Raw genomic sequence first — 20,811 nt, 5'->3', positions numbered from 1 at the left:
CGGCGCAGGCCACCCGAGCGATCCACCCCGCCCCGTAGGGATCCCGGTTCAAGGTGGCCGGGTCGTCCCGGAGGGCTTCGTTCACCGCCACGATCGAGCCGCTGACCGGAGAGGGCACCGGGCCGACCCACTTGCCGCTCTCCACGGTGGCGATGCTGCGACCCTTGCGGATGGGTTTGCCGGGCTCCTTCAAGGTGACCGAGATGATGGTCTTCGCCAGGTGCTGGGCGACGTCGGAGAGGCCCACCACCATCTCGTCCCCTTCGCGTCGTCCCCAGACGTGCTTCTCCACGAGGTAGTAGAGGTCCTCGGGGATGTTGCAGGACCGGACCTCGGCCATGACGCCGCCTCCTCTCTCGTCGTCCTCAGCTGTTCCCGACCGCTCTGCCCTCGCCGTCCCCGTGCATCACCAGGAGGTGGTGGACGAGCACGTCGAAAGCCACCAGGAGCACCTGCTCTCGATGCTCCGCGAGGAACGCGGCCCCTGCGCCGAAGGGCTTCACTGCCCGGTGCAGCCGCTCGCCGCAGATCGGGCAGGCCAGCTCGTAGCGGGCCTGGCTGCCCTGGGTGACGAGTGCCACCACCTCCGGGTGCACCTCGACGAGGTGCCGGTGTAGGCCGCGAGGCTCGGCCTCCGTGGGGCACCAGGGGCACTCCACTCGACCCTCCTAGCCAGCCACGGCTTCGGCCAGGGTCGGTGCCATGGCCTCGGCGACCAGCTGGACCAGGTCGACCACCGTCATGTCTTGCTCGTGCCCGGTGGTTTTCACCGCGTCGGAGTACATGGTGAAGTCCTTCGGGCAGGCCACCACGAAGGTGTCGACCCCGAGCGCCGCGGCCTCCTTGATCCGGTTCTCGCTCGGCCGCTCCTGCACCTGGGGATCGTCGACCATCCAGATCCGGCCGCCGCCCGCCCCGCAGCAGAAGGTGGCCTCCCGGTTCCGGGGCATCTCGACGAGCTCACAGCCGATGGCCGCGAGGACTCGGCGGGGCGGATCGGTGATCCGGTTGTACCGTCCGAGGTAGCACGGATCGTGGTAGGTGACCCGGCGCCCGAGCGGCCTCACCGGGATCCGACCGCTCTCCAGGAGCTCGGCCAGCAGCTGGGTGTAGTGCCGGACGGGCTTGTCGAAACCGTACTGCGGGTACTCGTTCCGCATCGTGTTGAAGGTGTGGGGGTCGGTGGTCAGGACCGTCTGGAAGTCGGCCTTCGCCATGGCGGCAAGGTTCCGCTCCACCAGCAGCTCGAAGAGCCCCTCTTCCCCGACCCGTCGCACGTCGTTCCCGGCGTTCCGCTCGTCCTCGTAGAGCAGGCCGAAGGAGATCCCCGCCGCGTGGAGCAGCTCCGCGAGCTGCCGGGAGACCCCCTGGACCCGGTCGTCGAAGGAGGCGAAGTCCCCGACCCACCAGAGGTACTCGACCGGCTCCTTCCGGGCGTCGGGCACCTCGAAGGACAGTCCTTTGGTCCACCGGGCCCGCATCCGGGCCGACTTGCCGAAGGAGTTGCCCTGCTGGGAGAGGGCCTGCAGGGCGGTCTGCAGCGTCGGCTCCATGCGGCCCTGGTCAACCAGGCTCCGGCGGAGGTTCACGATGAGGGGCACGTGCTCGATGCCGACCGGGCAGAGCTCCACGCAGGCCATGCAGGTCGTGCAGGCCCACAGGGTCCGCTCGGGCACGACCGTCCCCGCGACCGGCTCGCTCGGCGCACCGGCGACGGGTCCCGAGGGCTCCGGCCGGGTCTCCCAGTCGAGCAGGCTCACCGTCCCCCCCTGGTGATCGGCCCACTGGCGCAGGTCGAGGATCAGGTCCCGCGGGGACAGGGGTGCGCCCGAGGTCCGAGCCGGACACGCCTCGTGGCACCGCCCGCACTTCGTGCAGGAGTCGAGGTCGAGCAGCTCCTTGGAGCTGAAGTCGGCCAGGGTCACGTACCCGGGCTTGCCTTCCGGCGGTGGCGGGAGGCGCCTCGTGGCCCCCGGGTTCGTTGCGAGCAGGCTGACCGGGGCGGTCAGCATGTGCATGGCCTTCGAGTACGGCACGTAGGCCACGAAGGCCAGGGCGAAGCCGACGTGGACCCACCAGAGGATCGCGTGGGCCCCGCCGGCGGCAGCGGGGGAGACGCCCATGCCCCGGAACGCCTCGGCCACCGCGTAGCCCAACCAGGTCCAGCGCTCGAAGCCGGGCAGGTGCTCGTGGAGGATCCGGAGTCCCTGGATGCCGAAGCCGGTGAGCAGGATGACGAGCAGCGACCCGCTGAAGACCCAGTCGCCGAGCACGAACCACACCCGGGAGTAGCCGCTCGTGGGCTGCTCGGCCCGCCGGTAGTCGAGCCGGACCCCTCGGGACCGGGCTCGGCGCACCATGAGGACCACGAGGCCGACGACGGCGAGCAGGCCGGCGGCGTTGAACACGGCGTTGTAGGCCTCGTAGAAGGTGCCGTCGAAGAACGTGTGGCTGGAACCGGTGATCCAGCGGCTCACGTTCCGGTAGACGTCGTAGTCGGCGCTCAGGATGACCGTGGCGAGGAAGAGCCCGGTGAACCCCCAGAACAGCAGGAGGTGAGCCGTTCCCACTGCCCGGTTCCGCCGTCGGACCGGGGTGTTCGCCAGGACCCGCCACAGCGCCACACCCAGGCGAGGCGGGGCCACCACCGGGGAGGGACTGGGCACCTGCTCGTCGCGGCGGAGCCGCTGGAGGACCGTCCGCCGGCCCCGCTCGTACTTCCTTACCCGGCGGAACCACCCATAGGCGAAGACCAGCACGGTGAGGAGGGCCAGGACGTAGAACACCGTCTTGGCCGTCTCGGTCTCCCCGCCGAAGATCGGCCGGGTGATCCGGTTCGCTGGCAGGGCCAGCAGCATCGGGGCGTGGCCCAGGGGCATCAGCCCACCCGTTCCACCAGGGCCGGGACCAGGTCGAAGAGGTCTGCCGTCGTCCCGAAGTGGGCCACCTCGAAGATCGGGGCGTTCGGATCCGTGTTGCAGGCCACGATGAGCTCGGCGTCCCGCATGCCCTCGATGTGCTCCGGGGCGCCCGAGATCCCGAACATGAGGTAGGCCTTCGGCTTGACCTTCAGGCCGGACTTGCCGACCTGACGGGACTTCGGCATCCAGCCCTGGTCGACCAGGGGCCGGGACGAGGCCAGCGGCGCCCCGAGGGCGTCGGCCAGCTCCTGGACGAGTTCGAGGTTGTCCCGGTCCCCGATGCCCCGGCCCACTGCCACGAGCAGGTCGGCGGCGGTGATGTCGACGTCGCTGCGGTCCGGTTCGATCCGCTGGCGGACCGCGGTCCGCAGCCCGTCGAGGGCGGCCGGGGCGGGGACGGGCTCGACCTCGGGCACACTGCCGCCGCTCGCCGGGGCGAAGGACCCGCCGATGGCCACGAGGACCGCCGCCTCGCCCGGCACCTCGACCTCGGCGAGCAGTTTGCCCCCGTAGATCTTCGCGGTCGCCACCAACTGACCGCCGTCGACCGCTGCCCCGACCACGTAGCAGACGACCGGCGCCCCGAGGCGCGCCGCCACGGCCGGCCCCAGGTCCATGCCGACCGTGGTCGTCGCCATCAGCACCACCCGGGCGCCTCGTTCCTTGGCGACCTCGGCCACCGTCACTTCCCAGGCCTCGGGGTTGTAGGGCTCGAGTGCCGGGTGCTCCACGTGGAGGACCCGGTCGGCCCCCGCCAGTTGCTCCGCCAGGCTGCCCGGGCCCAGGCGCAGGGCCAGGACCTCGCCGCCCAGCTCGCCGGAAAGGGCACGCCCGGCTCCGAGGAGCTCCCTCGTCGCGTCGGTCACCGTCCCGTCCTGCTCCTCGACCACCACCAGCACGTCGTTCGCCATCGTCGTCCTCCCTCCTTGCTCCGTCCTTCAGGCCTTCAGCAGGCCCCGGGTCCGGAGCAGCTCCAGGATCCGCTCCGCCACCTCGCCGACGTTGCCCTCGAGCATCTCGGCGTGCCCGCTCGCCTCGGGGGCGAAGAGCCGCCGCACCCGCAGCCCAGCCGCCTCGTCGGCCCCTGTCGCCGCCACCTCCTCGATCGAGCCCTCCTGCATGGCCTGGCGCACCCGGGTGATCGAGGCGTAGCGAGGCGCCTGCCGAGCCGCTTGGACGCCGACGACCGCCGGCAGCCGGACCTCGAGCTCGGCCGCCAGCCCGCCGCTGTACTCCTGGTGGACCAGCGCGGCGCCGTCCCCGCTCGGCTCCACCCGGGTGACGACCGACACGTGGGGCACCCCGAGGCGGGCCCCGAGCAGGGCCGGCACCTGGCCGTCGAGGTCGTCGACCGCTTGGACCCCCACCAGGACGAGGTCGAAGGGCTCCGAAGCCAGCCAGGAGGCCAGGGCGGCCACCCGCCGATGGGTGTCGATCCAGCCCTCGAGGTCCCCGGTCAGCTTCACCGCCCGGTCGGCACCCTTGGCCAGGGCGGTGTAGAGGGACTGGTCGATCTCGGGCTCGTCCAGCCCGACGACCACCACCTCGGCCCCGGCCGCCTCCTTCAGGCAGAGGGCCTCCTCGACGGCGTGATCGTCGTACTCGTTGAGCTTGAAGGTCAAAAGGTCCCGGTCGAGGTCGGTCCCCTCGGGGAGCAGCTCCAGCTCCTCGACCAGGTCCGGCACCTGCTTGATGGGCACCACGATCCGCATGGCCAGCTACCTCCTGCCTCGTTCCAGCAACTCCTCGACCGCCAGCTCGGCCTCCAGCACTGCCAGGTCCTCGCCGTTCGGGAGGAACGGGAAGTCCCGGAAGGGCTCCGAGGGGCGGTAGGACCCGTAGGGCCTGGTGCAGCCGGGCTCGCCCTGCTCGCCCGGGCAGCCGTTCGTCATGAACGGCTCGCCGCTCCGGATCGCGTCGCGCACCACCTCGGGCGGTCCGAGGATGGCCCGCAGACCACCCTCGTCGTCGAACCCGAAGTCCTGGAGGCGAAATCCCCGCTCTTGCACGAGGAACCGTGCCAGTTGGATCCGTCGCCACCGGCGCAGCGGCGTCTTCTCCCTCTCCCCGAGACGGGAGTCCGGCTCGGGATTGAAGCAGAAGAGGTAGCTGAGCACCTGCTGGTCGTGCAGGGCGGTGATGAGCTCGAGCAGGTCCCGGTCCCGCTCCCCCAGGCCGACCAGCAGGTGGCAGTTCACCTTCCAGGGGCCGAAGAGGTCCCGGGCGTCGCTGACCACCGACCAGTACTTGTCCCACGACAGGCCGGCGCCGCCTGCCGGCACCTCGGTCCGAAGCGACCGGAAGAGGTCCTCGGTCACTGCGTCCAGGCCTACCCCGATCATGTCGACGCCGAGGTCGGCCAGGCGCTCGAGTTTCCGCCGGTTCAGGGTCGGCGGGGCGACGAGGACCGACAAGGGCGTCCGGACCGAGGAGCGGATGGCCTCGGTGATGGTCACCGTGTCCCGAAACGCACGCGGGTGGGTCACCATCGAGATGCACAGCCGGGTCAGCCGCTCCTCGTGCGCCGCCATCCGGGCCACCAGCTCGTCGGTGGCCACGAGGGGCCACTCCACCCGGATGAATGACTTCTCGTCGTACGTCCCGGGCCGGGTCCGAGCCAGTCCGCAGTAGGCGCAGTCCGAGCGGCACCCGTCGTCGTAGGTCAGCAGCAGGTTGATGCCGCCGAAGGCGAAGGACCGACCGAAACGGCCCGAGCGCAGCCGGAGGGCGATGGCGCTCGCCCCCGAGACCCGGACCCAGGTCGGGCTCTCCTGGGACCCGTTCCCGCTCGGCCGTCCGAGGGCCACCGGGACCGTCGGAGCAGCGGGGCTCGTGGTGGGTGCGCTCATCGGGTGGTCACCTCCGGGAAGTAGCAGGATCCGGTCCGCATGGGGGCGGCCAGCTCCCGGCTGGCAGCCCGCCGACCGGCCTCGACCAGGGCCTCGGCCAGGGCTTCGGGGTCGACGCCCTCGGCGCTCGGGTCCTCGCCGACGGCCCGGCGCACGGCAGCCGCCACTGCCCGCTCCTCGAGGGGCTGCCAGGTCAGGGCGGCTTCCAGCCGGGCGAACGCCGGTCCGAGCTCGCTGCCGTCCCCGGTGAAGACGACGCTCTTCACCACGTCCCCGCTGACCGCCAGATAGGCCCGTAGGAGACCGGCGGGCGTCTTCACCAGGGCGCTGGCCGTGGCGTCGGGCTGCGGGCTGCGCTGCTCCAGCCAGGTGGCGCTGGTGTACTTCTCCTCCACCAGGCGGCTCGCCAGCTCGGCTTCCTCGGGCTCGACGGAGCGGGGCTCGAGTTCGGCCCCGGTGGCCTCGGCGATCCCCGCCGCCACCCAGGGCCGCAGGCGGGGCCCGTCCCAGGGCTCCCCGAGGACCCGGCTCACCGTCGTGACCCGCTCGGCCACTGCGGCCACCGCCTTGTCGGCCAGCTTGGCGGCGGGGATCCGGAGCACCGACAGCATGAGGGGAACGTCCAGGTCGGCGAGGACGCTGGCGTGGAAGAGCAGCGCCCCGTTCCCGTCGAGGTACAGGCCCAGGCCGGCGATCTTGCGTCCCCCGGCCTCGAGGTCGTTCTTGCCCCGGAACCCGGCCTCGATGCCCAAGGAGGCGAGCCCTCGCAGGATGCCCTCGGCGTAGCGCTCCAGCAGGTCCCGGGGCCGTTCGGCCGCCGGCGCCCGGGTGACGACGGCCACCCCGAGCTGCCCTCGGCTCATCACGATGGCGCCGCCTCCCGTCGGCCGCCGGTTCACCTGGACCCCGAGGGCCCGGGCCCGCTCCAGGTCCACCTCGGCCGCCAGATGCTGGTACCGGCCGACCAGGGCGCAGTGGTCCCGGTAGGTGTAGAGGCGCACCGTCGGCTCCCGGGGCGGCCGGTCGCGGCCGTAGCTGGCCATGAGGGCCTCGTCCACCGCCAGGCCCTCCGCAGCGCCGACCCCGTCGTCGACCAGCAACCGCCACGGGCCCGCCGACCGGCTCATCGAGCACCGACCTCGGCGACCGGCCGGCGCACCGGCAACCCGAGGGGGACGGCGTCGGCCGGGAAGGGCACGGGCTCCTCCTCCCAGGTCATCGAGCAGCACCACTCGTGGAGTTCGACGGGACGCCCGCGCGAACGGGCGTAGGCCACCATGCCCTCGGCGGGATACGCGATGCCGTCGAGGCCGAGGTCGACGGCCGCCTCGTCCAGGGTTCGCTTGAGCTGACCCATGGGCCGGGCGCACCCGAGGTTCACCGTGGCGGTGGGCAGCGCGTCCCTGGCCGTCTCGAAGAACGCGGTGACCTCGGCCGCCTCCGGCGGCGCACAGTCCGCCATCGGGGTGCCGACCAGGGGCACCAGCACGACCAGGATCAGCGTGCCGACCGCCCGCTCGACGGCCATGGCCAGGGCCCGCTGCTCCCCGAGGAACCGGCCGTAGTGCAGGCCGAGGACGATGTGGGGGATGACCCGCAGACCGGCGTCGCAGAGCAGCCCGAGGGCCCGATCGACGTCCTCCGGCCCGAGGTCCAGGTGGTAGACGTCCTGCAGGGTCTCCCGTGCCCCGATGAGGTCGACCATGACCCCGTCGACACCGGCATCGGCCAGGGCGCGGGCCAAGCCCGGGGTGGCCACCCCGCAGTGGACCACGACCCGCATGCCCAGTTCGGCGCGGATCCGGGGCACCAGCCGCAGGTGCCGTTCGAGCGGCACGGCACCGTTCCGCCCCGAGCCCCCCGAGAGCAGGATGCCCTGGGTTCCCCGCTGGTGCAGGGCCCGGGCCACCTCGTAGAGGTCCCGACCGGCGCGGACCGACACCATGCCCTCGAGCACCTTCGCCTGGCAGTGGTCGCACTGCAGGGCGCAGCTGCCCCCCGTGACCGAGACGGGGAGGAAGCGTCGGGGGTTCGTCGGCTGCCACTCCGCGCTCTGCCACCTCTTGAGGCCGGGGGCGTAGAAGTGGATGGGCCGGCCAGCCGGCCCGGCCCCTGTCGTCCGTCCGAGGCCGCTCACTGGGCCAGCACTCCCTCCAGGCGGAACCGGCGGACCTCGTCCGCGAACCAGGCCGGCAGCCGATCGGCACCACGGACCAGCTGCGCGGACTCTTCCTCCCAGGCCTCGGGCAGGACTTCCGCCACCCAGGTGCCGTAGGGGTCCTCGACCACCTGTCGGGGCGTGGCCAACGCCGGGTTCACCGCCCGGATCACACCGGTCAGGGGAGCCACGAGGGGACCCACGAACTTCTCGGCCTCCAGGGAACCGAGGGGTTCCCCCCGGCGGACCCGGGTCCCGACCGACCCCACCACCAGGTGGGCCACCGTCCCGGTCGTCTCGACCCCGAGGGGGTCCAGGCCGATGCGGACGTTCCCGGTCGACCCGTCCGGAGGGGCCACCCACAGGTGCCCGTCGGGCTCGTAGGCCAGGTCGAGCCGCACCAGGAACCCTTCGACCCGGACCAGCTGCCCGTCGTCGGTCGGTCCGGCCACCGCGTCGTCCTCGCTCATTCGCCACCTCCTCGCGCTCTCGCCAAGAGCCGCGCCGCCGCTGCGGCCGCCCTCGCCGCCGACGGACCGCCTCGGGCCAGCGCCTCCAGGGCTGGGCTCCCCTCGGTCACGCCCTCGAGCGCCGTTGCGACGCCCGGGTCCTGGTCCCCCTCGGGGTCCTCCACCACCACGTCCCGCAGCCGTCCCCCTACGAGGGCGGCCCGCAGCACCGTCGAGTCGAGGACGACCCGGGCCTCCACCACGCCGGCGCGGACCTTCACGGTCCAGATCTCGGCCCGTCGCCGCTCGGTCAGCTGGGTCTCGGACTGGCCGCCGGGCCCGCAGAGGAACGCCGGGGACCCGAGCAGCCGGTCGAAACGGCGTGCCACCCGCTCCTCGAAAGGGGTCAGCCCGCCAGGCTCGGGCGTGACCCCGAAGGCCTCGGCGTAGGCGCTCACCAGACCCTCGGCGAAGGCCTGGGCGTCGACCGGCCAGGTGGGGTCGGGCCCGACGCACTCGGCCATGCGCCCGGCGAGACGCCGACGGCTCTCGGCGTCGGGGGCCCAGAGCACCCCGGCCGCCGCAGCGGCGTCGAAGCGCTCGAGGAGGTTGCCGACGACCACCACGGCACCGCCCACGAGCCCGGCCCCGTGCCCGCAGACCTTTCGGCCCGCCACCGCCAACTCGCCCTGGTCGAAGTCGGCCGGGAGGCCCGCGGCTTCGAACGCCGCCCTGGCCGGCCCGAGCAGCTCGGCCACTGCCTGGGAACGGGCCGCCGGCACGGCGTCGGGCGGCACGACGACCTGGAAGAACAGCTGCCGCGGGTCCAGGTACACCGTCCCGCCGCCGACCAGGCGCCGCAGGACCGGCAGACCCCGACGCCGGCAGGTCCCGAGGTCCAGGTCGGCGAGGGGCCGGTGGTACCCGAGGGAGACGTAGGGCTGCGCCGGCCGGCACAGCGCGAGGGCAGCCGGCGACCCTCGCCCCACGCCACAGGCCAGCGCGTGCCAGAGGCTCTGGGAGCGCACCGGGGAGACGGCACCGAAGTCGAGGACCCGCAGCGTCCCGAGGGTTCGCCCGGCCCGCCGGCTGCCTCGGCTCCCCGGTCGCGCCGGGGTCTCCAGGAGCGCCTCAGGCCCCATCGCCCCCTCCCCCGTCGGCGCTCTTGACCATGGCCTCGTCGAGCAGTTCCACGATGTCCCGCACCACCAGCTGCTCGTTGCCCGTGGACTTCGCCGCGTCCTCGAAGCGGGAGACCTCGTAGGGGCAGCAGACCGCCAGGACCTCGGCACCGGTCGCCGCGGCCTCCCGGACCCGGCGTTCGGAGAGCCGTTCCCTGGTGTGGCTGCCGCTCAGCCCGTCCAGCCACATGCCGCCCCCGCCGCCGCCGCAGCAGTAGCCGTTCTCCCGGCAGCGAGCCATCTCGACCAGCTCCACGCCGGGAATGGCCCGGAGCAGGCTCCGGGGGGCGTCGTACTCCCCGTTGTGGCGACCCAGGTAGCAGGGGTCGTGGAAGGTGACCCGGCGAGGAGGCAGATCGGACCGCATGGGGAGGCGGTCGACAAGGGGGGCGAGCAGCTGGGTGTAGTGCAGGACCTCGTAGTGCCCGCCTCGCTTCGGGTACTCCTTCAAGAGGGCGTTGAAGGCGTGCGGGTCGGGGGTGACGATCCTGGCGAACTGGTACTTGGCCAGGGTGGCCATCACCTGCTCGGCCAAGGCCTCGAAGAGCCCCCGTTCCCCGGCCAGCCGCTGGGAGTCGCCGACCGTCCGCTCCTCTGGGCCCAGGATCGCGAAGTCCACCCCGAGGGCGGTGGCCACCCGAGCGAAGGCCTGGGCGGCCTGCTGGCCCCGGGGATGGTAGCTCCAGTAGTCCTCGACGTAGAACAGCACGTCGACTGGCCCGGGGTCCTGGGGCAGGACCCGGACCGGCACACCTGCTCCCCGGGTCCACAGGGCTCTGCGCCGGGGGTTCTCCCCGAGGCAGTTGCCGTAGCGGAAGGTCTTCTCGAAGACGTCCTGGAGCTCGCGGGGCACGGCCCCCTGGCCGACGGCCTGCTCCCGGGCCGCCGGCATGACCCGCACCATGTTCACCTCCTTCGGACAGACCCGGAGGCAGTTGGCGCAGGTGGTGCAGAGCCAGAGCAGGTCGTCGTGGAGGAGGTCTCCGCCCCGCTGACCGGCACGCACTTGCCGCACCCGTAGCACCACTCGAGGGACTCGCCGCCCTCGACGGCCCGGAGCGCGGCGAACCCCGAGGAGGTGTGCTCCCGGAGGACCCGGGGCTCGAACATCCGGTTCCAGCTGGCGGGCAGCTCGGTCGTCCGTCCCGAGATGGTCGAGGCGACGGTCGCCACCTCCTTCTCGACGACGACGGGCGCTTCCTTCCGGCCGGCGATCGGCATGGTTCAGCCCTCCAGGTAGCGGACCCCGAGCAGCCGGCTGACCAGGTCCGGCATCGGGGGCACGAGGCGGTTGAACTCCTGGGTCATGCGCAGCCGCAGCACCGTGCCGAGGTACACGGCGTAGACACAGGCCAGGAGCACGTCGACGGTGACCGACGGCGGGCAGGCCGGGGAGCCGAGGGCGACGCCCCGATCCCCCAGCCACGAGGTGACCGCTCCCACCAGCGAACCCACGGCCAGGTAGGCCTCACCGCTTCGACCGAGGTCCGGGTCGGGCGGTTCGGCGGCGACGAGTGCAAGGGCACCTGTCTCCCGCTCGGGGTCCCACATCCAGCGGGTCCAGAGCCAGAACCGAGCCGGGTCGGCGAAGTGCAGGACCTCCCCCGGGAGGTCGAAGCCGAGGGGGCCAGCCGGCGCCAACAGGTCGACCGTCCGGTCGATCCGCTCGGGCAGCGAACCGTCCCCGTCGACGAGGTCGAGCAGGCCCGCTGCCAGGGCCTCCTCGCCCACCGCCCCGAGGAGCTCGGCCTGGTGCCGACGGCAGGCGAACACCAGCCCGAGCAGCGCCGAGAGGGACCGCGGCTCCCCGGCCCGCAGGTCGTCGAGGAGCGTCCGTACCCGCTCGTGCTTGCGCCAGACGCCCTCCGCGAGCTCGTCGAGTGCGGGTGCGTCGACCTTTGCCAGCGCCGCGGCCAGGAAATCCTGGCTGGCCACCTCGTCGAGCACGGCGGGCCCCTCGACCACCATCGGGGTCACCCGGCCACCGCCGGCTGGCTCGCAGCGGCCACCACGGCGCGGCTGCCCGCCGCCGCCCCGGTCGAGACGGAGTCCTCGAGGTCGGCCGGGCCGAGGGCGGCGCCAGCGGCGAAGATGCCCGGCCGGCTGGTCGAGACGGTGTCCAGGGGCGGATCCGCGGCTTCGATGAAGCCGTACTTGTTCTGGGCGATGCCGAGGACCCTCGCCATCTCCCGGGTCCCCGGCGAGGGCTCCATGCCCACCGAGAGGACCACCATGTCCATGGTCAGCTCCATGGGCCGCCCCAGGGTCGTGTCCTCGCCCCGGACGAGGAGCTGGTCCCCCTTCGGGAGCACCTCGCTCACGATCCCCTTCACGTACTGCACGTGGTGCTTCTCCTGGGCCGGCCAGTAGATCTGGCTCTCCCAGTAGCCGTACATGCGCATGTCGATGTAGAAGATGAACACCTCGCAGTCGGGGAGCTGCTCGCGGACCTCGATGGCCTCCTTCGAGGCCACGCCGCAGCAGACCTTCGAGCAGTACTCGTTCCCGATCCGCCGGTCCCGGCTGCCCACGCACTGGACGAAGCAGAGCCGACGCGGGGGCTGGCCGTTCGAGGGGCGCACCACCTGGCCGGCCTTCAACATGGCTTCGAGGTCCTGCAGGGCGAGCACGTCGGGGAACTCGTAGTAGCCGTACATCTGGGTCTCCCGGCCCGGGTCGAAGTGCTGGAAGCCGGTGGCCACCACGACCGCCCCGCAGCTCAGCTCCTGGCTCTTCGGTCCCTCCACCTGGAGCTGGAAGGAGCCGACCTCTCCTCTGAGCTCCGTGACCCGGGAGCCCGTCAGCACCTCGATGCGCGGGTGGGCCTCGACCGCCCCCACCCGACGACCGATCGCCTCTTCGGCGGACTCCATCTTCGGCGTGATCGAGGCGTAGTGCTCCCGGATGGGGGTGCCACCCAGGAACGACTCCTGCTCCACCAGCACCACGTCCGCCCCGAGCTCGGCGGCGCTCGTCGCCGCCGCCAAGCCGGCAGGCCCGCCCCCGATGACCACGACTCTGCCCATCTGGCCCCTCCCCTTCCTCGTCCCCCGGTCTTCGATCCCGCCGGTCAGCGCCCCTGCGGGGCCGACCGCGTCAGGCGTCGACGTCCTCCCAGGTCAAGTACTCCTGCTCCCCCCGCCGCAGGCGCTCCACGTCCTCCTGGAACTCCGCCCAGGCCGCCTCCCAGTCGATGCCCATCTTCTCCAGCAAGGGCCGGTAGTTGGCCGAGTGCCAGTGCAGCTGGCAGACCTTGAAGGGATGGGCCCCCATCGCCAGGGCGGCGAACTGCGCCTCGGACATGACGGCCACGCCGACGTTGCGGTCGTGGGCCTGGGCGGCGAACTGGCTCTTGTCCAGGGTGGTCACGCACCCGGTGTCGTGGGTCAGGACCACGTCCGGGTCGGCTTCCTCCTTCATGACCTCGATCTTCCGGAGCGTGGCGAAGGAGCGGGTGAAGTCCCGCTGGACCAGGATGTGCCGGAAGCCGAAGCCGCAGCAGTCGAACCAGGTCGAGTAGGTCCGGACCTCGGCGCCGAGCGCCTCGGCCAGGGCGGTCACCACGGCCGTCCGCTGCCCGCCGTAGACGTCGGGGTCGTAGATGGCGTCTCCCTCGACCAGCTTGTAGTAGTGGCACGCCGGGTGGACCGTCACGGCGATGCCGCTGAAGTCCCGGACCTGCCTGGCGGCGATCTCGTCGCGCAAGGCGTAGAACCACTCCGAGTAGTGCACGATCTCCTCGGGCAGCACCAGGGGCTTGCCCAGTCGTTCGAGCACTCGCCGCACCTGGGCCCGCAGCTCGGCGTGCTCGAGCAGCTCCGCCCGGACCTCCTTGTAGTGCCCGTAGGAGGTGCCGCAGTGGATGAGGGGGAAGTAGCCAGTCTCGTGGGCGGCGGCGAAGTTGCGGACCGCCACCGCGGCCTGCGCGGCGTCGTTCGAGGTGGCGCTCGCGTAGTAGTTCCAGGCGGTGCAGGAGGTCTGGTCCTTCGGGTCGTGGTAGTCGTAGCCCAGCTTCCGCATGACCCAGAAGATCGAGGTCGAGTACCCCGGGATGTGGCCGCACTGGCCGCAGGACTTGTGGTGCCAGAGGTGCGACTTCGGGACCCGCTTGGGCCGCCCGTACTTCGTGGGGACCTCCACCACCTCGACGCCCTCGGGGATCCGCTGCACCACCAGCTCCCCCGCTTCCTCCAGGCGGTCGAGCTCCTCGTGGAAGTCCGGCGGCACCCGGTCGGGGTCCCGCACGAAGCGCTCCTTCTTCCGCAGAATCACGTCCACCGGGATCGGCATGACACCTCCTCTCGGAGACGACCACCGACCGGCCCCGCAGGGTCGGCCGGCCCCTCGTCGACCTCGCGGATCATGTCCAGCACGCCGGTCTCGAGCCAGATCACGTAGAGCTCGAGGAGGGTTCGGTCCGAGACGTCCCAACCAGTGGAGGTGGTGTGCAACGTCTCGGGTGGCAGGGCCCGGCGCCAGAGCTTCAGGTGCTCCGAGACGTCGGCGACCTCCGGACCCCAGTCGGGGAACGCGTCGGGCTGCAGCATGTCCGGGGAGACCTGGGTCCCGGTCGACATGATCTTGTAGATGATCCTGGAGTAGCCCTCGAGGGCCTCTCGCGCCGAGGCCATGCCGTGGCGGACCGCCACCTCCCGCATGATCGTCACGATCCCGCCCGGGTTGTTGCCCCGAGGGCAGCGCAGACAGGAGAAGCACTGGGAGCACTCCCAGATGTCCTCCTGCATCTGCTGGTAGAGCAGCTCCACGTCCTCCCTGGCCGCCGCCTGGGCGATCCGGCGGGGGCTGAAGTCGTAGAAACGAGCAGAGGGGCAGACGGCCACGCAGACGCCGCACTCGTAGCACCCGTAGAGGTAGTCCGGGTACCGCGCGTCCTGCTTGACCTCCTCGAAGAGCTTCCGCTTCTCCTCGAAGGACACGTCGGCATAGCCTGCGACCTCGGGGGCCTTCAGGTACGGGTCGACGACGCTGGTGCTCATTGCGTCCCCTAGAAGGAGATGACGGCGTCGGCCGTCATGGCCAGGTCGTTGAAAGCGGCGCCGCCGATCATCTCCACCCCGTCGATCAGCTGCTCGATGGTCAGGTCGTTCAGGTCGAGGGACGGCTGGCAGACGTAGAGCCGTACCCCGAGATCCGTGGCCTGCTTGATGAAGTAGGAGAGCGGCTGGCCCCGGTCGCCCTTCGGGCCGATCTTGTCGACCACGTCGCGTTGGAGCAGCTGGGGGCCGTACATCGTGAAGTAGATGGCCACCTGACACTCCATGGCGGCCGCCGAGGCTGCCAGGAAGAACGGGGTTGCCGACCGCCCCGGGTCGGCGACCCCGTGGGTCTGGACGTAGAGGACCTTGCCCCCCTCCTCGGGGTCCCAGGCGACGCTGGCCATCTCAGCCCGCCTTCTTGATGAAGACGTGGTAGACGCCCTGCTCCTGCCGGATCTCCAGGAGCTCGTTCCCGGTCCGGGACGCCCAAGCTTTCATGTCGGGCTCCACGCCCGGATCCGTCGCCTTGAGCTCCAGGACCTGTCCCGGCTCCAGCTGCCGCATCGCCTGAGCCGTCTTGACGACCGGCAAAGGACACTGCAGGCCTTCGCAGTCCAGGACCGAGGCCGGTTCGTACTCGCCCATCGTGCTCCCCTCCCCGAGCGAGCGGTGCGCCTGCCCCGATGCCCCACCCGGACAGGACCTACACCTATCTGCGTCTGTGACGATATTCGAATGGAGTTGATCTGTCAAGGGCATCGGCCCCTTCACGGACATTCGTACTGGCGTATATTCGTGGAGGACTTGCTATGCTGCTCTCGAGTTCGTTCATGCGCGGACGAACGAGCAATGGACTGGCGGGACGAGCCGACGGGGGAGTGAACGAGGATGGCCAAGCACACGACGAGCGAGGCGGGGCGGCCCAAGACCATCGAGCCGAGGCTGCGGCAGGAGCTCGAGGAGCTCGTGGCCGAGATGTGCAAGGCGCTGAACGAGCCGAAGCGGCTCATGGTGCTCTACGCCCTGGCCGAGCGGCCCCGCAGCGTCGGGGAGCTCGCCGCGTACCTGGACGCGCCGCAGTCGAACACCTCCCAGCACCTCGCCGTCCTCCGGGACCGCGGTCTCGTGGACGTCGAGCGGCGGGGCAACCGCGTCATCTACTCGCTGCGCTACCCGAAGGTGATCGCTGCCATCGACCTGCTCCGAGAGGTCCTGAACGAGGAGATCGGCCGCCAGCACCAGCTCCGGTCGGCCTGAGGCCGGGCCGGGTGCCGGGCGGGGAACGCGAGCTCCCGGCGAGCCCCCAGCGGCGTCGTCCTCAGGCCGTCTGAGCGGCCTTCGCCGCCCGGGCCCGACCGACGAGCGCGATGGCCGCCAGGATCACGAAGAGCGCGCCGGGCACCACGAAGAACCAGGTGAAGAGGTTGAAGTTCGGCAGGCCGTCCACGCTACGGTAGTTCGCCTCCTGGGCCTGCATGGTGTCGACAAGCGGCTTGTAGAAGGTCAAGCCCGAGGGCACCTTCTGGAAGATCGGCACGAGCTTCGGGAAGCTCAGGATCAATTGGGCCATCGCTGGGAAGTTGGTCTCGAGGAGGTGCTCGACCCCGCTCGGCGTCGTGTGCAACGCCGTCGCCAGCGTGCCGACCAGGCCGGGGAGCTCACTCGTCGCCTGGACGGCGCCCGAGGCCAAGGGGCCGAGGGGGGTGAAGGTCTGGTCGTAGTATGCGACGGTTTCCTTGACGTGCGAAGGCGCCATGATCGGGTGGAAGGCGTCGAGCATCTTCTGCCCGGCGCTCGCCTTGCTCGGTAGCGAGATGGCGAAGGGCGCCACGATCAGGAGGACACCGAGCACCAGGATCACCCACAGGGGCCAGCTCGCTGACGTGCGCGCCCGATTGGTCGTCGAGGCCATGGCATTTCCCTCCCCCTTGCGGCGGCCCGCGCCGCCCGGCGGTTGGCCACCGGCCCCCGTGCACCCGGGGGCATGACCACCGCCGCCTGTTGGCTTCCACCCCCCGATCCCGCCACCGAGCGCGCTCGCCCAGCAGAGCGCCCCCGGGGACCCCCGACCCCAGGAGCGTCGAGCCGGACGCACGCGACTCGTCTTCACTATCTGCGTATGTGCGTATCTATGTCAAGGGTGAAATGTTCGGGCCGCTGGGCGGGACTCACGCCCCGAGGGCGCTCGAGCCGTCAGGCTCGTCCAAGCGGAACCCGACCCCGCGGACCGTCTGCAGGTAGCGGGGATTGGCCGGGTCCGGTTCGAGCTTGCGGCGCAGGCGCCGCATGTGGGCGTCGAGGGTCCGGTCGTCGACCAGTTCCTGGTCGCCCCAGAGGCGGGCCAGGAGCTCCTCCCGGCTCCGCAACCGACCGGGGGGCGAGGCAAGGATCTCCACCAACTCGAGCTCCCGCCGGGTGAGGGCGACCGGTCGGCCCGACAATCGGACCTCACGACTCACCAGATCCACCTCGATCGGACCCACTTGGACCACCCGGGGAGAGAGCTCCTCGACATCCACAACCGCCGCCCCGACTGGCACGGGGTCGCCGGGACTGGCCAGCACGCCACATCGCCGGTCCGCCGAGCAGGTCCGGCGGAGGACCGCCTCGATCCGGGCCACGAGCTCCCGGAGGTGGAACGGCTTGGTCAGGTAGTCCGCAGCCCCCACCTCCAAGCCGGCCACGACGTCGACCTCGGCGCATCGAGCGCTGACCACGACGACCGGCAGGCCGGTCGCCGCCAGCCGCCGGCAGATCTCGAGGCCAGGGAGGTCGGGGAGCATCATGTCCAGGACCACGAGGTCGACCGGCTCGTGCTCCACGGCTGCGAGGCAGGAACGGCCGTCCTCCACCGTCCGGACCTCGTAGCCCTCGGCACCCAAGCCGATTTCCAGGGCGGTCCGGTAGGACTCCTCGTCGTCGACCACCAGGAGGTGCGCCCGCCCTGGGCGTCGCTGGAGGATCACCAGCCCACCGCCGCCGCCAGTCTCCCGTGGTGGAGCACCACGGGGCGAACGCTACGGAGCCTTGGTGAACAGAGGGCGAACGACAGGTGACGACGAGGGGAACCTTCGTCGAACCTTCGGCCACGAGGGAGCGGCGACGCCTGCGACCGCCGCCGCGGGCCGTGGACCGTCCCGGTGCCGACGCTGGCTCAGCCGTCGAGGTCCTCGAGCCGCCGGTCGTCGGCCACCCGCCAGCTCACCGCGGCGACGGCCGGCTCGAGGCTGAGCCGGCTCACCGCTGCCTCCAGGGCCACGTCGTCCCGGCCGCTGCCCACGAGGTCGGCCGTCACCTTCACCCGGCCCGACCCGTGATCGAGGTCCTCGGAGAGCACGGCCCGCAACCGGAAGTCGCTGCCGCTGATGGCCTGGGTCAGCAGCACCCGGACGTGGGCCTCCTCGGCGGCGGCACAGACCGCCTCGAACCGGTAGGCGGTCTCGACCTCGGTGGCCTGGTCGGCCGGCCGCCGGTCGATCCGCCGAGCAACGGGCCGCAGGGCGACATGGCCCACCACGACTGCCAGCGCACCGATGGTCGCCGGGAGGAGGTAGCCGGTGCCGCAGAGGGCCCCGACGGCGGCCGAGCACCAGATCGTGGCGGCCGTGTTGATGCCCCGGACGTTCACCCCGTCCCGGATGATGACCCCGGCACCGAGGAAACCCACCCCGGAGACGATGTAGGCGGTCACCCGGGTGAAGTCGACCGCCCCGTGCTCCAGGCTGGCGGTCGGGCTGACGGCGAGCAGCAAGGAGAGCAACTCGAAGAGGGCGGCTCCGAGGGCCACGAGGGCATTGGTGCGCAGGCCGGCCATCCGGGATCGCCACTGGCGCTCGGCGCCGATCAGTCCCCCGAGCAGCAGGGCGATCACCGCCCGGCCGAGGAACACCGCGAGCTCCCCGGCGGGGACCGACTGGGAGAAGGGGTGCATGCTCGCTCCTCAGGGTTCCCGGGCCCCGGCCGGGCCGGCGACCGACGCCCGACCGGGGCCCCCTTGGCGAGTCCGACGAGGCTGTTTGGTCCCGCAGGATTCAGTGGGCCAGGCTGACGAAGCTCACCACCATGAGGACCATGGCCACCACCAGGTAGGCCCGCATGACCCCGAGGACCGCGGTCCGCCCCTTCGAGGGGGGCAGCGGCCGCTCGAGCACGTCGGGCGGGGTCACCCAGTCCTGCCGGCGGGCCAGGTCGACCGGGTCGGCCCGCCAACGGCCCTCCCGCTGGCGCTGCACCACCCCGACGGCCACCGTCGCCAGCAGCACGGGGATGCTGGTCAGCACCGTGACCACGGTGATGTCCACCGAGCTCCAGACCGTCCCGATGGTGAGGACCAACGAGAGTTGGAGCAACAGTCCCACGATCATGGTGGCCAGCACGTTGAGCCACGGCGAGTTCCGCCACGGGCCGAGCAGCTCCCGGTCGTTGCAGAGCAGGACGAGGAAACCCAGCGCCGAGGGCAGCAGGATGCCGGCCAGGACCTGCACGCCCAGGTTCACGAGGCCCAGGGGCAGGTGGGGCAGGAGCACGATGCCCCCGGCCAGGGCCACCGACGCCACGTAGGAGAGGTAGAAGCCCTTGGCCTCGGAGAACCGGGAGTTCAGCGAGCTGTTCACCCCGAAGAGGTCCCCGATGGCGTACGAGCTCGCCAGGGTCACGGTGGCCGCCCCGATCAGCGCGGCGTTCAGCAGCACGATGGCGAACGCCGTGCCGAGCGCCGGGGTCACGAAGTGGGCGAAGCCCCGGGCCAGATGCAGGGCGTTGGACTGCTGGCCGAAGAGCTTCGTGCCGACGAAAGCCATCGCCCCGACGACCACGAGCGCCGCTCCCTGGAGGTTGGTCAGCACCGACCCGAGGAAGGTGTCGGCCCGCGCGTAGTTCGTGAAGCGCGTCCCGATCCGCTTGTCGACCACGCTGCCCTGCTGGAAGAAGAGCTGCCAGGGGGCCACCGTCGTGCCGACGATGCCGATGATGAAGATCATGGCGGTGGTCGAGAGGCCCCCGGTCACCCCCGGCACCACGAGGCTGTGCGCCACCTGGCCCCAGTCGGCGACGCGGCCCCGACCGGTCAGGAAGGGCAGGACGAGCATGAGCATGCTCACGCCGATCAGCAGGAAGACGAAACGCTCCCAGCGGTAGAACTGGCGGCCGAGGACGATGGCGCAGAGCAGCAGCGCCATCACCGGGACCGACACGGTCGCCGGCACCCCGAAGTAGCGACCGCCCAGGTCCACCCCGATGAACTCCGTGAGCAGCGTCAAGAAGTTCAGGAGGAAGAGGTCGAAGACGCTGAAGGCGGCCCAGAACTTGCCGAACCGGGAACGAAGCAGCTTGCCGTGGCCCACCCCGGTCACGGCTCCCAGACGGCCCACCATCTCCTGGGCCACAAACAGGACGACGAGGAGGACCGGGAAGAGCCACAGAAGGCTGTACCCGTAGGCCTGGCCGGCCTGGGCGTACGTGGTCACCCCACCGGCGTCGTTGTCCCCGATCATCACGATGATGCCCGGCCCCATGACGACCAGGAAGGCGAACAGCCGGATCATCCAGCGCGGTGCCCGGCTCGCCACCAGGTGCCGCTCCCGGAGCGTCCCAAGAGCGCCCCGGACGCAGACCTCGTCCTGGGTCTCGGTCGTTCCCCCCGTTACCGTCAGGCCCCGCAGTGCCATGGTCTCACCTCCTTTCCCTTCATGTGCCCGGTCCTGCGCACGTGCACTGCCCGCCGGCTGTGCCGCGGCACGACGGCAGGCAACGTGGCGACACGTGGAACAACAGACCCCCAGCCGCATCGAGCGCCGCTCGCGACGAGGGGCATGGAAGAACTGGTTTGTTTTGCCCGGGGAGTTCGCCGGCCCTGGCTGTGGGACGTCGGCGACACCCTCCTCCGGAAGATCAGTGGACGACCGGCGCCGGCGCCTCACGCGGCGCCCGTCGGTCGGGTGACCGAGCGCGAAGCCCCTGGGGCCTCAGGCGCTCGGACGACGACTGGGAGGCTCGCTACTTCGCTCGATGGTGCGCATCGCGTCCACCTCCCTCCGTCTGGGCCCGAACGGGCACGCCGTCACCGACAGCGGGCACTCTATCGCGCCCACGTGCAATAGTCACGCAACCGCGAGATGAACAGCTGGTTACGGACCGGGCTCCGGCGTTGCCTCCGGAGGTGGCGTCCAGAATGCTAGAGGCATGACCACCGGCAGGCGATCCTCCGCACGCCGCGCCGACCGGGCCGGCTCGTCTCCGGGCTACCGGGTCGGTCGCC

The 20,811-nt window shown here is 71.4% G+C and carries 22 protein-coding genes; 1 reads left to right on the top strand and 21 read right to left on the bottom strand.

What is annotated here, in order from left to right:
* From Acit_RS07345 to Acit_RS07265, 17 genes are all read right to left on the bottom strand, one after another.
* On the bottom strand, positions 1-340 hold a 340-nt coding region (locus Acit_RS07345), incomplete at its 3' end, for a glycine cleavage system protein H (protein WP_248107513.1).
* A 25-nt stretch (positions 341-365) separates the two neighbouring features.
* The gene (locus Acit_RS07340) at positions 366-584 is read right to left on the bottom strand and encodes a hypothetical protein (RefSeq protein WP_248107511.1); all 219 of its coding nucleotides are present in this window, start codon (positions 582-584) and stop codon (positions 366-368) included.
* 84 nt (positions 585-668) lie between these two features.
* A complete protein-coding gene (locus Acit_RS07335; protein WP_248107509.1) occupies positions 669-2,879 on the bottom strand; it encodes a heterodisulfide reductase-related iron-sulfur binding cluster in 2,211 nt (736 codons plus the stop codon).
* Positions 2,879-3,832: an electron transfer flavoprotein subunit alpha/FixB family protein gene (locus tag Acit_RS07330; protein WP_248107507.1), complete on the bottom strand. Its 954-nt coding sequence runs from the start codon at positions 3,830-3,832 to the stop codon at positions 2,879-2,881. Before Acit_RS07330 ends, Acit_RS07335 begins: the two co-directional genes overlap by 1 nt.
* 27 nt (positions 3,833-3,859) lie before the next feature.
* Positions 3,860-4,633, bottom strand: coding sequence for an electron transfer flavoprotein subunit beta/FixA family protein (locus Acit_RS07325; RefSeq protein ID WP_248107505.1), 774 nt, complete (start codon positions 4,631-4,633; stop codon positions 3,860-3,862).
* A 6-nt stretch (positions 4,634-4,639) separates the two neighbouring features.
* Positions 4,640-5,770, bottom strand: a complete 1,131-nt coding sequence (locus Acit_RS07320) for a radical SAM protein (protein ID WP_248107503.1) — start codon at positions 5,768-5,770, stop codon at positions 4,640-4,642.
* Positions 5,767-6,897, bottom strand: coding sequence for a lipoate--protein ligase family protein (locus tag Acit_RS07315; RefSeq protein ID WP_248107501.1), 1,131 nt, complete (start codon positions 6,895-6,897; stop codon positions 5,767-5,769). Before Acit_RS07315 ends, Acit_RS07320 begins: the two co-directional genes overlap by 4 nt.
* Complete coding sequence (locus Acit_RS07310; RefSeq protein ID WP_248107499.1) at positions 6,894-7,907, bottom strand: radical SAM protein; 1,014 nt, start codon at positions 7,905-7,907, stop codon at positions 6,894-6,896. Before Acit_RS07310 ends, Acit_RS07315 begins: the two co-directional genes overlap by 4 nt.
* Positions 7,904-8,398 carry a glycine cleavage system protein H gene (locus Acit_RS07305; RefSeq protein WP_248107497.1) on the bottom strand — a complete coding sequence of 165 codons (495 nt, stop codon included), beginning with the start codon at positions 8,396-8,398 and terminating at the stop codon, positions 7,904-7,906. The genes Acit_RS07310 and Acit_RS07305 overlap by 4 nt, the downstream gene beginning before the upstream one ends.
* Positions 8,395-9,519: a lipoate--protein ligase family protein gene (locus Acit_RS07300; RefSeq protein WP_248107495.1), complete on the bottom strand. Its 1,125-nt coding sequence runs from the start codon at positions 9,517-9,519 to the stop codon at positions 8,395-8,397. The genes Acit_RS07305 and Acit_RS07300 overlap by 4 nt, the downstream gene beginning before the upstream one ends.
* Positions 9,509-10,573: a (Fe-S)-binding protein gene (locus Acit_RS07295; RefSeq protein WP_248107493.1), complete on the bottom strand. Its 1,065-nt coding sequence runs from the start codon at positions 10,571-10,573 to the stop codon at positions 9,509-9,511. The genes Acit_RS07300 and Acit_RS07295 overlap by 11 nt, the downstream gene beginning before the upstream one ends.
* Positions 10,574-10,782: 209 nt before the next feature.
* Positions 10,783-11,535 (bottom strand): hypothetical protein, encoded by a 753-nt coding sequence (locus Acit_RS07290; RefSeq protein ID WP_248107490.1) that lies wholly within the window; start codon positions 11,533-11,535, stop codon positions 10,783-10,785.
* On the bottom strand, positions 11,532-12,584 hold the full coding sequence (locus Acit_RS07285; protein WP_282436525.1) for an FAD-dependent oxidoreductase: 1,053 nt from the start codon (positions 12,582-12,584) through the stop codon (positions 11,532-11,534). Before Acit_RS07285 ends, Acit_RS07290 begins: the two co-directional genes overlap by 4 nt.
* A gap of 70 nt (positions 12,585-12,654) precedes the next feature.
* Positions 12,655-13,848 carry a heterodisulfide reductase-related iron-sulfur binding cluster gene (locus tag Acit_RS07280; protein ID WP_248107489.1) on the bottom strand — a complete coding sequence of 398 codons (1,194 nt, stop codon included), beginning with the start codon at positions 13,846-13,848 and terminating at the stop codon, positions 12,655-12,657.
* A complete protein-coding gene (locus Acit_RS07275) occupies positions 13,827-14,555 on the bottom strand; it encodes a 4Fe-4S dicluster domain-containing protein (protein WP_248107486.1) in 729 nt (242 codons plus the stop codon). Before Acit_RS07275 ends, Acit_RS07280 begins: the two co-directional genes overlap by 22 nt.
* Before the next feature lie 8 nt (positions 14,556-14,563).
* Entirely contained in the window at positions 14,564-14,959 is a 396-nt protein-coding gene (locus Acit_RS07270) for a DsrE family protein (protein ID WP_248107483.1), read from the bottom strand.
* A 1-nt stretch (position 14,960) separates the two neighbouring features.
* On the bottom strand, positions 14,961-15,200 hold the full coding sequence (locus tag Acit_RS07265) for a sulfurtransferase TusA family protein (protein WP_248107480.1): 240 nt from the start codon (positions 15,198-15,200) through the stop codon (positions 14,961-14,963).
* A 243-nt stretch (positions 15,201-15,443) separates the two neighbouring features.
* Here Acit_RS07265 and Acit_RS07260 point away from each other — a divergent pair, with 243 nt between their 5' ends.
* Positions 15,444-15,812 (top strand): ArsR/SmtB family transcription factor, encoded by a 369-nt coding sequence (locus Acit_RS07260; RefSeq protein WP_248107478.1) that lies wholly within the window; start codon positions 15,444-15,446, stop codon positions 15,810-15,812.
* Positions 15,813-15,873: 61 nt separating this feature from the next.
* Here the strand turns inward: Acit_RS07260 and Acit_RS07255 are convergent, their stop codons facing one another.
* The 4 genes from Acit_RS07255 to Acit_RS07240 all read right to left on the bottom strand — a co-directional run bounded on the left by Acit_RS07255 (position 15,874) and on the right by Acit_RS07240 (position 20,221).
* On the bottom strand, positions 15,874-16,467 hold the full coding sequence (locus Acit_RS07255; protein ID WP_248107476.1) for a hypothetical protein: 594 nt from the start codon (positions 16,465-16,467) through the stop codon (positions 15,874-15,876).
* Positions 16,468-16,723: 256 nt separating this feature from the next.
* Complete coding sequence (locus Acit_RS07250) at positions 16,724-17,521, bottom strand: response regulator transcription factor (protein ID WP_248107474.1); 798 nt, start codon at positions 17,519-17,521, stop codon at positions 16,724-16,726.
* A gap of 188 nt (positions 17,522-17,709) precedes the next feature.
* Complete coding sequence (locus Acit_RS07245; protein ID WP_248107471.1) at positions 17,710-18,486, bottom strand: MgtC/SapB family protein; 777 nt, start codon at positions 18,484-18,486, stop codon at positions 17,710-17,712.
* A 100-nt stretch (positions 18,487-18,586) separates the two neighbouring features.
* Complete coding sequence (locus Acit_RS07240; protein ID WP_248107469.1) at positions 18,587-20,221, bottom strand: NRAMP family divalent metal transporter; 1,635 nt, start codon at positions 20,219-20,221, stop codon at positions 18,587-18,589.
* Positions 20,222-20,811: the final 590 nt, after the last annotated feature.

It is taken from the genome of Aciditerrimonas ferrireducens (genome assembly GCF_023130475.1).
In the GTDB taxonomy this organism is placed as follows: domain Bacteria; phylum Actinomycetota; class Acidimicrobiia; order Acidimicrobiales; family UBA8190; genus Aciditerrimonas; species Aciditerrimonas ferrireducens.
The sequence above is the reverse complement of the archived record's forward strand: the minus strand, read 5'-3'. Positions and strand labels throughout refer to the sequence as shown.

Coding starts and splice junctions, on each gene's coding strand:
- Acit_RS07315 (WP_248107501.1), bottom strand. CDS start 6,897: ATGAGCCGGTCGGCGGGCCCGTGGCGGTTGCTGGTCGACGACGGGGTC.
- Acit_RS07265 (WP_248107480.1), bottom strand. CDS start 15,200: ATGGGCGAGTACGAACCGGCCTCGGTCCTGGACTGCGAAGGCCTGCAG.
- Acit_RS07270 (WP_248107483.1), bottom strand. CDS start 14,959: ATGGCCAGCGTCGCCTGGGACCCCGAGGAGGGGGGCAAGGTCCTCTAC.
- Acit_RS07280 (WP_248107489.1), bottom strand. CDS start 13,848: ATGCCGATCCCGGTGGACGTGATTCTGCGGAAGAAGGAGCGCTTCGTG.
- Acit_RS07330 (WP_248107507.1), bottom strand. CDS start 3,832: ATGGCGAACGACGTGCTGGTGGTGGTCGAGGAGCAGGACGGGACGGTG.
- Acit_RS07325 (WP_248107505.1), bottom strand. CDS start 4,633: ATGCGGATCGTGGTGCCCATCAAGCAGGTGCCGGACCTGGTCGAGGAG.
- Acit_RS07255 (WP_248107476.1), bottom strand. CDS start 16,467: ATGGCCTCGACGACCAATCGGGCGCGCACGTCAGCGAGCTGGCCCCTG.
- Acit_RS07240 (WP_248107469.1), bottom strand. CDS start 20,221: ATGGCACTGCGGGGCCTGACGGTAACGGGGGGAACGACCGAGACCCAG.
- Acit_RS07260 (WP_248107478.1), top strand. CDS start 15,444: ATGGCCAAGCACACGACGAGCGAGGCGGGGCGGCCCAAGACCATCGAG.
- Acit_RS07320 (WP_248107503.1), bottom strand. CDS start 5,770: ATGAGCGCACCCACCACGAGCCCCGCTGCTCCGACGGTCCCGGTGGCC.
- Acit_RS07305 (WP_248107497.1), bottom strand. CDS start 8,398: ATGAGCGAGGACGACGCGGTGGCCGGACCGACCGACGACGGGCAGCTG.
- Acit_RS07275 (WP_248107486.1), bottom strand. CDS start 14,555: ATGAGCACCAGCGTCGTCGACCCGTACCTGAAGGCCCCCGAGGTCGCA.
- Acit_RS07335 (WP_248107509.1), bottom strand. CDS start 2,879: ATGCCCCTGGGCCACGCCCCGATGCTGCTGGCCCTGCCAGCGAACCGG.
- Acit_RS07300 (WP_248107495.1), bottom strand. CDS start 9,519: ATGGGGCCTGAGGCGCTCCTGGAGACCCCGGCGCGACCGGGGAGCCGA.
- Acit_RS07245 (WP_248107471.1), bottom strand. CDS start 18,486: ATGCACCCCTTCTCCCAGTCGGTCCCCGCCGGGGAGCTCGCGGTGTTC.
- Acit_RS07285 (WP_282436525.1), bottom strand. CDS start 12,584: ATGGGCAGAGTCGTGGTCATCGGGGGCGGGCCTGCCGGCTTGGCGGCG.